At 60.5% G+C, this 13,220-nt stretch carries 15 protein-coding genes; 6 read left to right on the top strand and 9 right to left on the bottom strand.

Going from position 1 to position 13,220, the window contains the following annotated elements; genetic code table 11:
• Positions 1-56 precede the first annotated feature (56 nt).
• The 7 genes from QD336_RS11685 to QD336_RS11655 all read right to left on the bottom strand — a co-directional run bounded on the left by QD336_RS11685 (position 57) and on the right by QD336_RS11655 (position 4,860).
• Complete coding sequence (locus QD336_RS11685; RefSeq protein WP_269342640.1) at positions 57-494, bottom strand: YeeE/YedE family protein; 438 nt, start codon at positions 492-494, stop codon at positions 57-59.
• Complete coding sequence (locus QD336_RS11680; protein ID WP_269342641.1) at positions 491-898, bottom strand: YeeE/YedE family protein; 408 nt, start codon at positions 896-898, stop codon at positions 491-493. The genes QD336_RS11685 and QD336_RS11680 overlap by 4 nt, the downstream gene beginning before the upstream one ends.
• Entirely contained in the window at positions 895-1,248 is a 354-nt protein-coding gene (bigR, locus tag QD336_RS11675; RefSeq protein WP_269342642.1) for a sulfite-sensing transcriptional repressor BigR, read from the bottom strand. The genes QD336_RS11680 and bigR overlap by 4 nt, the downstream gene beginning before the upstream one ends.
• Positions 1,242-2,537 carry a bifunctional sulfur transferase/dioxygenase Blh gene (gene blh / locus QD336_RS11670; RefSeq protein WP_499170772.1) on the bottom strand — a complete coding sequence of 432 codons (1,296 nt, stop codon included), beginning with the start codon at positions 2,535-2,537 and terminating at the stop codon, positions 1,242-1,244. Before blh ends, bigR begins: the two co-directional genes overlap by 7 nt.
• Before the next feature lie 180 nt (positions 2,538-2,717).
• On the bottom strand, positions 2,718-3,203 hold the full coding sequence (locus tag QD336_RS11665) for a hypothetical protein (protein WP_499170770.1): 486 nt from the start codon (positions 3,201-3,203) through the stop codon (positions 2,718-2,720).
• An 11-nt stretch (positions 3,204-3,214) separates the two neighbouring features.
• Positions 3,215-4,006, bottom strand: a complete 792-nt coding sequence (locus QD336_RS11660; RefSeq protein ID WP_499170768.1) for an SDR family NAD(P)-dependent oxidoreductase — start codon at positions 4,004-4,006, stop codon at positions 3,215-3,217.
• A 26-nt stretch (positions 4,007-4,032) separates the two neighbouring features.
• Complete coding sequence (locus tag QD336_RS11655; protein ID WP_269342651.1) at positions 4,033-4,860, bottom strand: alpha/beta fold hydrolase; 828 nt, start codon at positions 4,858-4,860, stop codon at positions 4,033-4,035.
• Between the two features lie 128 nt (positions 4,861-4,988).
• On the opposite strand from QD336_RS11655, the gene QD336_RS11650 reads away from it, so the two are divergent.
• Both QD336_RS11650 and QD336_RS11645 read left to right on the top strand, forming a co-directional pair.
• Positions 4,989-5,972, top strand: a complete 984-nt coding sequence (locus QD336_RS11650; RefSeq protein WP_499170767.1) for a GlxA family transcriptional regulator — start codon at positions 4,989-4,991, stop codon at positions 5,970-5,972.
• A 95-nt stretch (positions 5,973-6,067) separates the two neighbouring features.
• Positions 6,068-6,796: a FadR/GntR family transcriptional regulator gene (locus QD336_RS11645; RefSeq protein ID WP_499170766.1), complete on the top strand. Its 729-nt coding sequence runs from the start codon at positions 6,068-6,070 to the stop codon at positions 6,794-6,796.
• 27 nt (positions 6,797-6,823) lie between these two features.
• Here QD336_RS11645 and QD336_RS11640 read toward each other — a convergent pair whose 3' ends face one another.
• On the bottom strand, positions 6,824-7,459 hold the full coding sequence (locus tag QD336_RS11640; RefSeq protein WP_269342657.1) for a LysE family translocator: 636 nt from the start codon (positions 7,457-7,459) through the stop codon (positions 6,824-6,826).
• A 308-nt stretch (positions 7,460-7,767) separates the two neighbouring features.
• On the opposite strand from QD336_RS11640, the gene QD336_RS11635 reads away from it, so the two are divergent.
• Genes QD336_RS11635 through QD336_RS11620 form a run of 4 tightly spaced genes read left to right on the top strand, consistent with a single transcriptional unit; the run spans position 7,768 to position 11,276 of the window.
• A complete protein-coding gene (locus QD336_RS11635) occupies positions 7,768-8,790 on the top strand; it encodes an ABC transporter permease (RefSeq protein ID WP_499170765.1) in 1,023 nt (340 codons plus the stop codon).
• Positions 8,790-9,677 carry an ABC transporter permease gene (locus tag QD336_RS11630; RefSeq protein ID WP_499170764.1) on the top strand — a complete coding sequence of 296 codons (888 nt, stop codon included), beginning with the start codon at positions 8,790-8,792 and terminating at the stop codon, positions 9,675-9,677. Before QD336_RS11635 ends, QD336_RS11630 begins: the two co-directional genes overlap by 1 nt.
• A gap of 4 nt (positions 9,678-9,681) precedes the next feature.
• On the top strand, positions 9,682-10,518 hold the full coding sequence (locus tag QD336_RS11625) for an ABC transporter ATP-binding protein (protein ID WP_499170763.1): 837 nt from the start codon (positions 9,682-9,684) through the stop codon (positions 10,516-10,518).
• Positions 10,518-11,276 carry an ABC transporter ATP-binding protein gene (locus QD336_RS11620; RefSeq protein ID WP_499170762.1) on the top strand — a complete coding sequence of 253 codons (759 nt, stop codon included), beginning with the start codon at positions 10,518-10,520 and terminating at the stop codon, positions 11,274-11,276. The genes QD336_RS11625 and QD336_RS11620 overlap by 1 nt, the downstream gene beginning before the upstream one ends.
• Positions 11,277-11,556: 280 nt before the next feature.
• Here the strand turns inward: QD336_RS11620 and QD336_RS11615 are convergent, their stop codons facing one another.
• A complete protein-coding gene (locus tag QD336_RS11615; RefSeq protein ID WP_499170761.1) occupies positions 11,557-13,155 on the bottom strand; it encodes an ABC transporter substrate-binding protein in 1,599 nt (532 codons plus the stop codon).
• Between the last annotated feature and the right edge of the window lie 65 nt (positions 13,156-13,220).

Raw genomic sequence — 13,220 nt, 5'->3', positions numbered from 1 at the left:
GCGCGGATGTTTTGCCCGCGCGACCGTTCGTTTTGTCCATCGAGCAAGCGTCGGCGTTATGGCTCTTTTGCGTAGAGCCGGTCGTGAACGAGCATGCCGGCGATCATGGCGCAGACGAAGAGGATGACGGGCATAAGCCCTAGGGCGAAAGCCGAGAGTGCCGGGCCGGGGCAGAAACCGGCAAGCCCCCAGCCCAGGCCGAAAATCGCCGAACCGACGATGAGCGGCCGGTCGATGCGGGTTTTCGCGGGCAGGCTGAAATCTTCGGCGAGGATCGGTCTGGTTAGCAAACGGCTGAGCAGGACGCCCGGCACGGCCACCATGATCGCGCCGCCGAGAACGAAGATCAGGCTCGGATCCCAATGGCCGCTCGCCACATCGAGAAAACCTGAAACGCGGGCCGGATCGACCATGCCGGAGAGCGAGAGGCCGAAGCCGAACAGCGCCCCGGCGGCGAGCGCCAGGATAAGGCGCGCCATGACCGGATGTTTCATGACAGGGCTCCCATTATCGTTGCGGCACAAATGCCGGTGATCAGGAAGGTCGCCGTGGCGGCGATCGAGCGGTGGGAAAATCGCGCCAGCCCCATGATGCCGTGACCGGATGTGCAACCGGAGCCCATGCGTGTGCCGAAACCCACCAATAGCCCGGCAATGACGACCAGCGGCCATGACGTTGCCATGGTGACGGCGGGAAGCCGGCCGAAGGCGACGGCATAAAGGTAAGGTCCGGCCAGCAAGCCGACCACGAAAGCGAGATCGGCCAGGCGCCGCTCCCTGCCGAGCGCCTTGCCCAGAATGCCGCTGATGCCGGCGATGCGGCCGTTGAACAGGAACAGCAGAATGCTGGCGAGACCGAGCAGCATGCCGCCGAAAAGAGAAGGCCAGTAGAGCGTCATGGGTTTTCCTCCGGCGCGCAGAAAATGGCATAAAGAGCCTCTATCAGCCGCGCCGCCTTGTCTTCCGCCAGCCGGTAGAAGATTTGTTTGGCCTCGCGCCGCGTTTCGACGACGCCGGCTTCCCGCAACACACCGAGTTGCTGGGAGAGCGTCGGCTGGCGGATATCCAGCTTGGCTTCCAATTCGCCGACGGAAAATTCCCCCTGCGCCAGCGTGCAGGCGAGCATCAGCCGGGCGGGATGGGCCAGCGTCTTTAAAAGTATAGCAACTTCGACGGCGCGCTCTTCCATGGCGGGAAGGGGAATTTCGCTGACATGCGGTGCTTTTTCCAGCGTGTTCTCCCTCACCATATGCTGCCCTCCAGCACATCGAGCGGGAATTTCAGATAGCGCTTGCCGTTCGCCTCCGGCTCCGGCAGGCGGCCGCCGCGAATATTGACCTGCAGGGCGTGGAGAATGAGCTTCGGCATGGGCAGTGTGCGATCCCGCGCTTCCCTGAGACGGATGAAGCCCTCCTCCGTCATGCCGGCCAGATGCGGATTGCTGCGCTTTTGTTCGCCCACCGTGCTTTCCCATTTCGGGGCGCGGCCGCCGGGCTGATAATCATGGCCGGTGAAAAGCCGTGTATCGTCGGGAAGGGCGAGAATGTCCTGAAGCGATGCCCAAAGCTCTCTGGCGCTGCCACCCGGGAAATCGGCGCGAGCGGTGCCGGAGTCCGGCATGAAAAGCGTATCGTGCACAAAGGCGGCATCACCCACCACATAGGTCACGGAAGCCAGCGTATGGCCGGGTGAAAACAGCACGCGGGCCTCCAGCGAACCGATGCTGAACCGATCGCCGGCCTCGAACAACCGGTCCCATTGCGAACCGTCGGTCTCAAGATCAGGCCAATTGTATTTTTCCTGCCAGAGCTTCTGCACGCCCGTGACCCTGGCGCCGATGGCCGTCTTTGCGCCGGTCTTCTGCTTCAGATAATGGGCAGCGGAAAAATGGTCGGCATGGGGATGGGTATCGAGTATCCATTCCACCGAAAGCCCCCGGCTCTTCACATAATCCAGAATGGCATCGGCATTCATCGTTCCGGTCGCGCCGGATTTTTCATCGAAATCATAAACCGGATCGATGATGGCGCAGCCGCCGGTCGCGGGGTCGGAAACGACATATTGCACGCTCCAGGTGCGTGGATCGAAGAATGCCTTGACGTGTGGCACGGCTGCGGCCCGCCGTGCCAGCCAGCGCGTGGCGCCGGAAAGGTCAAAACCATGTGTCTTGCCGAAAGCCTCGATATCCTCCGACTGCACGCGCCCGTCGAGCGCTTCGCCGAGAACATAAAGCGTCAATGCCCGGGTGCCGCCCTTGCAATGAGCGAAAACGGGACCTTTGGCCTCGGCCATCTTCTGCTGAAAGGCGCGGATATCGGCCTCGGTGATGGTGGGGCCACTGACCGGGATGAAGCCGTAATCCATATCGGCAGCGCCGGCGGCGCTTTTTTCCTGCGCATTGCCCGGTTGGTCGGGCTCTTCGCCATCGGGTCGGGCATTGATGATGCTTTTAAAGCCCTGAGCGGAGAGCGATGGGAAATCGGCAATCGCCGGCTGGCCCGCGACTGTCAGATGCTCGTTGATCTTCACGGCATTCATCAGCATCTCCTGTTGTTATAAATTAATATATAATATTATATAATGTATATTTTTCCCGCAAGGGGTGGAGAGCGTCTTTGTGCCAAATGGCCCTCTACCTGGCACGCAAAGACGCCTTGTGCCCGAAACTATTCTGGCACAAGGCGTTTTCCCGGAAGCCGGCGCGAATTCCGGCGTGCTTCAGACGGCCAGCCTGCGGCGGGTGGCCTTCCAGCCAAGACAGATTGCCGCAATAAGCAGGACCGTCTGGGCGACGACGAAGGGCGGTTCGTTACCGTTCGGGGCAAGGTTGTTGAGGGTTTCGACCTTGAGGAAGGCCTGAACGATCAGCACGAACATGTTGAGATAAAGGCTTATCGTGGCGGTGATCGTATAAATGATGCGCGCCCTGCCGTTGAGGCCATATCCGTAAAGCGCGACCAGCGCGATCGCCAGAACGAGGGTCGAGATGATGCCGACGCCAAGTGCCGGGGTGAAATTCCCGATGGGAAACAGGAAGCCGGTGAGTGTGGTGGCGAGCGTGGTGACGAGAAAAACCGCCATCATGCGCGGCATCCACCGCCCCACCGCATAAGCGGGCAGGGCGATCAGTCCGGTGGCAATGCCGATGAAGCTTAAGGCCACATGCAGTGCCGTGAATTGGGGAATGGTCAGTCCAAGGATCATGATACGTCCCTCTATTCGGTTTTGCCTGCACGATACCGGCTGGCGGCAAGTGCATGCGACAGATTGGGCCTCAACGCCGCGCGCGCTGCAAGGAAATTTTCGAGATCGGCCGTATCCGGCAGGGAAGGAATGGTCAGCGTCTCGCCAAGATCGAGACCGGCAAGGGCCGCGTCCACCATCTCGTGAACATCCATGACCATAGCCGCCGGAATGGCCTCGAGCCTTTCCTCTTCCCAGATTGCCGTGCGGGTGATGCCGGGCAGGACGGCCTGAACCCGCACGCCGGAAGGCGAAAGTTGCGCCTGCAGCGCCTCGGTGAAGGCGAGCACGAAGGCCTTTGTGGCCGGATAGACGGCGGTAAACGCCGCCGGCATCAGTGCCGTGACCGAGGTGATGTTGATGATCGTACCTTTGCCTTCGGCGGCAAGGCGGGGCGCTATGGCCGCCGCAAGCCGGGTGACGGCAAGAATGTTGAGGTTGATCATCGTCGTCACATAGGCCGGGTCCAGCGCCGTGATCCCACCTTCCCCGGCAATGCCGGCGTTGTTGACAAGGCCGGTGATGTGCCGGTCGTCGCGCAGCCGGGCCTCGACCTTTTCGAGGTCCTCCGCCCTGGAAAGATCGGCACTGAGAACCTCGACAGCGATGCCGTGGTCCTTTTCCAACTGCGCTGCCAATGCCTTCAGCTTCTCGGCGCGCCGCGCCACGAGGATGAGATCGTGGCCGCGTCTTGCGAGGCGTTCGGCATAAACGGCACCGATACCATCGGATGCGCCGGTGATGAGAAACGTATTCTGTGCCATGTTCATGTCTCCGCTATTTCTTGGTTTCAGGCGTTGATGAAGGTGAGGAGGTCAGCGTTGAACCGGTCCTGATGGGTCTGCGTCAGGCCATGGTCGGCGCCCTCGTAGATTTTGAGGACGGCGTGTTTGACGATCTTGACCGTGGAGAGCGCTGAAGCGCCGACCGGCACGATCTGGTCGTCATCGCCATGCAGCACCAGCGTCGGCTTGTCGAAGGCCTTCAGGTCCTGGTGAAAATCGCTTTCCGAGAAGGCGCGAATGCTGTCGAGCTGGCCCTTGAGGCCGCCCATCATGCCCTCCCGCCAGAATTCCTCACGAATGCCTTCCGAAATCACCGCACCTTCGCGGTTGTAGCCGTAGAAGGGAATGGTCAGATCCTTGAAGAACTGGCTGCGATTGTCGTAGGTGCCCTTGCGGATGCCATCGAAGACATCGATCGGCAGGCCGATTGTATTGCTTTCCGTCTTCAGCATCAGCGGTGGCACCGCGCCGATGAGGGCGATCTTGGCAACGCGGGCCGTGCCGTGGCGGCCAACATAACGGGTGACTTCGCCACCGCCGGTGGAATGGCCGACCAGAATAATGTCGTGAAGATCGAGCTGTTCGATCAGCTCTGCCAGGTCGTCGGCATATTGATCCATGGTATTGTTGTGCCAGACCTGATCGGAGCGGCCATGGCTGCGGCGATCATGGGCGATGGTGCGGAAACCGTGATTGGCGAAGAACACCATCTGCGCATCCCAGGTATCGGCGCTGAGCGGCCAGCCATGGGAAAAGATGATGGGCTGGCCGTCCTTCGGGCCCCAGTCCTTGTAGAAGATATGTGTTCCGTCTCTGGTGGTGATCGTTGTCATGGCTCTCTCTCCTGTTGCAGGGAGCTTGCTTGCGTCCCGTGGGAATAGAGATACTCTGGAGGCAGCCGGGGCTGGATTGGCGCTTCTGACAGAAAACGAGCCAAAACTGACAAAACAGGGGAATGGGCATGGCGGGTGTAACGGGAAGTGCGCTGGAAGTCGGTCTGGTTCTCTACCGGGACTGTCAGGTGGCCATGGTGCATGGCATTACCGATCTTTTCGCCATCGCATCGGTATTTTCGCAGGATCGGGGCGGGCCGAAATTGCGGGTCAGTCACTGGAGCATGGGCGAGGGCGGTGAATTCTCCCGCTGTCATGATACCGATCCAGGTCCGGGGCAGCCCGATATCTTCGTTGTGCCCGGCCGTTTGACCGGACCCGCCGAAATCGAGGAGGCCGAGCCTTATGCCCGCTGGCTGCTGGACCGGCATGCGCAGGGCGCGACGCTGGCCGCCAGTTGCGGCGGCTCCTTCATGATCGCCGCGACCGGGCTTCTGGCCACCCGCCCAGCCACGACCCACTGGCTATTTGCCGAACGGTTTCGCGAGCGTTTTCCCGATGTGCGGCTGGAAATAGACAAGATCGTCATCGAAGACGGCGACATCATCACCGCCGGCGGGCTGATGGCATGGACGGATCTTGGCCTGCGCATCGTCGACCGGCTGCTCGGCCCTTCGGTGATGATCGAGACTGGCAAATTCCTGCTGATCGACCCTTCCGGGCGGGAGCAGCGTCACTATAGCAGTTTCGCACCGAGGCTGACGCATGGCGACGAGCCGATCCTGAAAGTGCAGCACTGGTTGCAGGCACGTGCCGGGCGCGCGACGAGTGTGACCGACATGGCCGGCCATGCCGGGCTGGAGGAGCGAACCTTCCTGCGCCGCTTCAAGGCGGCGACCGGCATGAAGCCCATCGAATATGTCCAGCATCTGCGGGTCGGCAAGGCGAGGGAACTTCTGGAATTCACCCGCCGTTCGGTCGACCAGATCGCCTGGTCGGTGGGTTATGAGGATGCGGCCGCCTTCCGCCGCGTGTTTCACCGCATTCTCGGGCTTTCGCCGGGTGAATATAGAAGCCGCTTTTCCAGCAGCTCGGCCATGGCGGCCGCCTGAGCCTCACCCGCAGCTCCGGCAGCGCCGACGCTGGCCCTTGCAATGTGGCGGGTGTTTGCTAACATGCCAGACAGGTTTAAAACAGGTGGGCCGGAATGGACGTTGAGAGCAGCACCAAGCAAGTATCGCTTGCGGCGAAAATCAGTTCGGCCTTGCGGCGGGATCTGGCGGAAGGCGTGTTCCGCCCCGGTGACCGGCTTCCGAGCGAAAGCGAATTGACGCGGGAATACTCCGTCAGCCGCACGGTTGTGCGTGAGGCCATCGCCATTCTTCGCGCCGATGGCCTGGTGGAAGCCCGCAAGGGGGCAGGGGTTTTTGCCGTGGAGGCGAAACCGGCCAAGGAAGTGCCTTTCAACGATCTGGCGGTGGGGCGGATTTCCTCTGTCATCGAGCTCCTGGAATTGCGCACGGTGTTTGAGGTCGAATCCTCCGGCCTTGCGGCCTCGCGCCGTTCCGCCGTGCAGGTGGAAGCGATTGTCGATGCGCATCGGCGCGTGGGGGACTGTCTTTCCGCAGGTTTGCCGACGCGGGACGCGGATTTCGAATTCCACCTGGCCATTGCGCAGGCGACCCAGAACCGGCGGTTTCCCGAATTTCTCCAGCTTATCCGCTCCGGCATCATTCCCCGTGGCGAATTGCAGGGTGCTGCACCCGGATCGCGTCCCAAGGACTACAATCTGCATCTCCAGGAGGAGCATGCGAGGATCGTCGATGCCATCATCGAGGGGGACGCGGATGCTGCGCGTCAACATATGGCGGCGCATCTGCGCGGCAGTCTTGAACGCTACAAGGTGCTCCTGCGTTCCCGCACCACGGCCGAGTGAGGCGGAAATAGCAGAAACGGCAATGGCTTATGCGCTGGCCCGTCGGTAAAGGGCAAGGGAAGCGGCGAGCGTCAGCAACGCGCCGCCGCAGATGCGGTCGAGCCACAGGGCGCCGGACTTGCGCAAAATCCTGACTGCCTGCGCACCCAGCAGCGCGTATCCGAACATCACCATGAAATCGATGCCGGCAAAGACCAGCGCAAGCACGGCATATTGCTGGATTTGCGGCGCGGCGGGATCGATGAATTGCGGCAGGAAGGCTGAAAAGAACAGATATCCCTTGGGGTTGGTCACGGCGACGAGGAAGCTTTTCAGAAAGATCGAGCGCGCCGATGCGGCCCCGTTCACTTCTGCCGAGCCAAGAGCGCCGTCAAGCGTTCCTCTTGAGCGCAAAAGCATGATGCCGAGGAAAACCAGGTAACAAACACCCACCCATTTGACGACGCCGAACCAGAATTCCGAGGCGGCGAGGAGAGCCCCCAATCCCAGCGCAACCGCGCCGATCAGGACGAAATCTGAGAGGACGGCGCCAGCCATACCGATCATGGCGCGACGCACGCCGAATTTCGAGCCATTGGCAAGCGCGAGCAAAACGGTGGGGCCGGGTGTCGCAATGCCGATAAAGGCGACCACGGCAAAGGCCAGAAGTGTCACGTCGATCATATTTTCCTCCCCCCGAGGTGGCTGACATTATCGGCGATATCGCCGCAAGCTTCCATGTCCGCCTCTTGTGAAGCGGGAGAATACAGGCTTTTCGATTTGCGGCAATGCGGGTGATTTTTCTGTGGAACAAGGGTGCCGCAACCGCGATCCGAAACAACGCGGGTGCATGTATTTCGCTGCCCCTGGCACTATCGATTTTGGCGGCACATGCTTGACAGCCTCCGACACTTGTGACAACTTGCGAATAGTTGTCAGACAGGATTGTGCCTTCGTCACTTGCACAGTCGATCTCTGGCAAGGGAGGAATCATGTCAAGAAGACGCCTTTCGCTGTATGGCCTCTCCGGCCAGATCGGAAGCATTGCGGTTACGCTGCTTGGATTGTTGCTGCTGACCTTTTTTATCGGCCGCCTGATGCCCGCCGATCCGGTGCGGGCCATCGTCGGCGAGGACGCAACCCGCGAAACCTATGAACAGGTCTATCATGCGCTCGGTTTCGATCGGCCGCTGTGGCAGCAGTTCATCTATTATCTCGGTGATGTCTTCACCGGCGATTTCGGAACCTCGATCCGCACCGGCCGTCCCGTTATCGAGGATATCATCCGGGTTATGCCGGCCACGATGGAACTTGCGACCTTCGCCATCCTGATCGGCGCCGGCCTCGGCATTCCCATGGGCGTTTATGCCGCCGTGAACAAAGACCGCTGGCAGGACCATCTGGTGCGCGTGCTCAGCCTGTTCGGCCATTCCATGCCGATCTTCTGGACCGGCATGATCGCGCTGATCGTTTTTTACGCCCATCTCGGCCTTGTCGGCGGGGGTGGCCGCATGGACCAGTTCTATATCGGTCTGGTGGAGGAGCGGACTGGTTTTCTGCTGATCGACAGCCTGCTTGCCGGCGATATGGAAGTGTTCTGGTCGGCCATCAACCACCTCATCCTTCCCGCCGCTCTGCTCGGTTATTCCTCCTCGGCCTATGTAACCCGCATGACGCGCAGCTTCATGCTGGATCAGTTGGGCCAGGAATATGTAACGACAGCTCGCGTCAAAGGCCTGTCGCAACGGCAGACGGTGTGGCTGCATGCTTTCGGCAATATCCGCGTGCAGCTCGTCACCATCATCGCCCTTGCCTATGGTTCGCTGCTGGAAGGGGCGGTGCTCATTGAGACCGTCTTCGCCTGGCCGGGTTTCGGGCAATATCTCACCAGCAATCTTATCATTGGGGATATGAATGCCGTGATGACCTGCGTGCTCATCGTTGGTGTCATCTTCATCGGGCTCAATCTCCTGTCCGACATTCTCTACCGCTTTTTCGATCCGAGGACACGCTGATGACGGCTCGTGCAGAAACCTCCTTCCGCCTTCCGGTGCCCCTGAACGCGCTGAAGAATATCATCGTCTTCCTGCTGAAAAGCCCGACATCGGCTTTCGGCATGGCTGTCCTGCTGCTCCTCGTCATCGCCGCGATTTTCGCGCCCTGGCTTGCGACGCACGACCCCTATGCGCAGGACCTCGCCAATACGCTGAAGGCGCCGGGCAATGGCCACGTCTTCGGCACTGACGAGCTGGGACGCGATATCTACAGCCGCCTTCTCTGGGGCGCACGCATCACGCTCACCATCATCTCGCTGGTATCGATCATCGTCGGCCCCGTCGGTCTTCTGGTCGGCACGGCTTCCGGTTATCTCGGCGGCAAGTTCGATACGGTGATGATGCGCATCACGGATATCTTCCTGTCTTTCCCCAGCCTCATCCTGTCGCTCGCCTTCGTCGCAGCACTCGGGCCGAGCCTCAACAATGCGATCATCGCCATTGCGCTCACCTCCTGGCCGCCGATCGCGCGTCTTGCCCGCGCCGAAGCCATGACCTTCCGCAAGGCGGATTACATTGCCGCCGCACGGCTTCAGGGGGCGTCGCCGCTGCGCATCATCGTCAAATCGATCATGCCCATGTGCTTGCCATCGGTTCTCATTCGCCTGACGCTGAACATGGCGACCGTCATCCTCACCGCCGCCGGCCTCGGTTTCCTCGGTCTCGGCGCGCAGCCGCCGCTTCCGGAATGGGGAGCGATGATCGCCACCGGACGGCGTTACATGCTGGACAGCTGGTGGCTCGTCACCTTTCCCGGCGTCGCGATCCTCTCCGTCAGCCTTGCCTTCAACCTTTTAGGCGATGGGTTGCGGGATGCGCTCGATCCGAAGCAGATGAACCGGAGATAGGACCATGGAAAAACCAATCCTTGACGTCGAAAATCTTCGCATCCGTTACGGCGGCTCGTCCACCGAGGCCGTGCGCGGCATCTCCTTCACCCTTGGGCGGGAACGGCTCGGCATCGTCGGCGAAAGCGGCTCGGGAAAATCCACCGTCGGTCGCGCGCTGCTGCGCCTCCTGCCATCGGCGACGATCACTGCGGACAGGCTGGATTTCGATGGCCTCGATCTTCTCTCCCTCGATGAGAAGGAGATGCTGAAGGTTCGCGGCCGGCGCATGTCGATGATCCTTCAGGATCCGAAATTCTCCCTCAATCCCATCCGCCGTGTCGGCGATCAGGTGGCGGAAACCTATCTGCGCCACTTCAAGGTTTCGAAGACCGAAGCCCGGCAAAAGGCGCTGGCCATGCTCGATGCGGTGAGAATCCGCGATGCTGAGCGTGTCTATGAGCAATATCCGCATGAAATCTCCGGCGGCATGGGCCAGCGTGTCATGATCGCGATGATGCTGCTTGCCGATCCCGATCTTGTCATTGCCGATGAACCGACCTCGGCGCTGGATGTGACGGTGCGGTTGCAGGTCTTGAATATTCTCGACGGTCTGGTGCGTGATCGCGGCATCGGTCTCATCATGATCAGCCACGACCTTAATCTGGTGCGGAATTTCTGCGATCGGGTGCTCATCATGTATTCCGGCCGGGTGGTGGAAACACTGGCGGCGCGTGATCTCGATCAGGCCCAGCATCCCTATACGCGCGGCCTTCTGGCGGCGCAGCCGCGTATCGGCGGCACACGCGCGCCGCTTGCGGTGCTGGATCGCCGTCCCGAATGGCTTGAGGAGAACGTATAATGGCCGTTTCCGTCGAAACCCGCGATCTCTCCATCACCTTCGGCAGCGGCCACACGGCACTGAAAGTGCTGCCTTCGGTATCCTTCCGCGTCGAGCCTGGCGAATGTTTCGGCCTTGTCGGTGAAAGTGGTTCGGGCAAATCCACCGTGCTTCGTTGCGTGTCCATGCTGAATGATTTCTGGACCGGCGACATCCTCATCGACGGCAGGTCGGTGCGCGACATGCCGCTGATCGAGCGGTGCCGCACGCTGCAGATGGTGTTTCAGGACCCCTATGGCTCGTTGCATCCGCGCCAGTCGGTGCGGACCGTGCTCTCGGAATCGCTTGCGATCCACAGGCTCGGCGACCGTGAAGAGCGTATGCGCAAGGTCATCACCGATGTCGGCCTGCCCGTGTCGTTTCTGGACCGCTTTCCGCATCAGCTTTCCGGCGGCCAGCGGCAGCGCGTGGCGATTGCGAGGGCGCTGATCCTCGAACCGTCGCTGCTTCTGCTCGATGAGCCGACCTCGGCGCTCGACGTTTCGGTGCAGGCGGAAATTCTCAACCTGTTGCAGCGGCTGCGTGAAGAGCGCGGCTTCACCTATATCATGGTGACCCATGATCTCGCCGTAGTCGATCACATGTGCGACCGCTTCGCGGTGATGCTGCGCGGTGAAATCACCGAAATCCTGCCGCGCGAGGCCATCGCCGGCAATGGCGCGACGCATGCCTATGCGCGCGAACTGATCGGCGCCTCGCTGGAATATGAAGGCGCATGACGGCTCCCAAAACGTGATCGTCCTCCTCCGGGGCGTTGCGGATAATAACATCCTCCTTGCTTGCCCGGCCTCCCTGCCGGGCATTTTTTTTGGAATGATGCCGAGCGTTGGTAGAAAAAGAAAAGGCGCGGGGTTAGCCGCGCCTCAGGGATTACAGACGAAATTCCACTACCATATTCGCTTCCCCCGCCGTCATCCTCGCCCTTGAGGCGAGGATCCATAAGCGGTTGAAGCCATGGATCCTCGGGTCAAGCCCGAGGATGACGGGATACGGGATGCATCACCGCTCCTTGCTCACCTCTTCAAACCGCGAAAGCCAGGGGCTGACGATCATGCCCTTGATATCGCTGCGGAAGGCGGCCGTATCGATGACTTCGGAGAAGGGTTGGATCGACATGACGATCTCGTCCATATAGTCCTGCAGGTCCTCATACAGCTTCGTCTGTTTCGCCACGTCGCGCTCCACCAGCGCTGCCTCGATCATCTTGTTCAGCTTTTCATCGAAGAAACTGGTGCGCCAGCTCTGGTAATTGGTGAGCTTGGCGTCATCAGCATTGTTGGGATTATAGGCGATGGAACGCAGGTTGTTGTCCGGATGCGGCTGCTGGCCGCCGCCGCCGCGGCCGAGCAGCAGTTCGAAGTTCCGCTCGCGCATCGCGCCGTAAATCTGGTCGCCGGAGCCGCTGACCAGTTCGGCCTGAATACCGGCCTGCGCCAGCGTGTTCTGGATCGCCGTTGCCGCCTTCATGAAGGGGTCTTCCGAAAGTACGCGCAGGGTCGTCTTGAAACCGTTGGGATATCCTGCCTCGGCCAGAAGCGCCTTGGCTTTTGCCACATCGAGCTTGTAGCCCTGATCCGGCAACGATCCCATCACGCCCGTGCTGAGGGAGCGCTGATGCAGCTTGCCGTAATAGGGCATGACCGCCTTGTCGAGACCTTCGTAGTCGATCAGGTAACGCAACGCCTCGCGCACCTTCTTGTTCGCGAATTTCTCGTCCTTCATCGAAACGCTGAGGTAATAAAAACCGGAGCCGGGGGTGGATTCGATGGTGACGGCCTTGTCGGCCTCAAGCGATTTCAGGTCCGGCGCCTGCAGGGAATAGGCAACATCGATATCGCCCTTTTCCAGCATCAGGCGCTGCGATTGCGATTCCGGCAGATGGCGCATCAGGATGCGTTTCATCTTGGCCTTCTCACCCCAATAGTCGTCATTGCGGGTGAGGATGATATATTCGTTGGACTTCCATTGTGTCAGCTTGAAGGGGCCGGAGCCGGCGGAATTCAGCGTCAGCCATGCGCCGCCCAGATCGCCGTCTTTTTCATTCTCAAGCGCGGTCTTGCTGTCGATGATCGAGCCAGGGCCGTTCTGCGCAAGGATCATCAGCAGCAGGTTGGGGTCATCGGGCTTTGGAATATTCAGCACGAAGGTCTGATCATTTTCGGCGACGAAGAGCTTGTCGGCCTCTTCCAGCTTGAAACCACGGGTTTTCAGGAAAGACGATTGCGCCAGATTGCGGGCAAGCAGGCGCTTCAGGGTCCACGCCACATCCTTTGCCGTCACGGGATTGCCGGAAGCAAATTTGGCATCACCGCGCAGATGGAAGCGGATCGATTTCCGGTCCTCTGCGATCTCCCAGCGTTCGGCAAGGCGCGGCTGGACGCTGCGATCTTTCGGTGAAAGCACAACCAGCGTGTCATAGACGTTGTTCAGAACCTGCACGGTCTCGCGGCCGGTGATGGCGGCGGGATCGAGGGTCAGGATGTTGCTCATGGTCGTGGCGACGATGAGCTGGTCCTTCGGCGTTTCCGCGAAGCTGCTGAGCGGCATGGCGCCGATCAGCAGCGCGCCAAGCGCTGCGGTTGCAAGAAAATGTTTCATCTTTCCTCCCAATAGGGCCGCTTCATACGGCCTTTCCACGTTTTGATCCACGCGCCTGGTTCCTC

This window comes from Rhizobium sp. BR 250 (genome assembly GCF_047445855.1).
Lineage (GTDB): Bacteria > Pseudomonadota > Alphaproteobacteria > Rhizobiales > Rhizobiaceae > Agrobacterium > Agrobacterium tumefaciens_I.
This window is presented reverse-complemented; position numbering and strand designations above follow the sequence as displayed.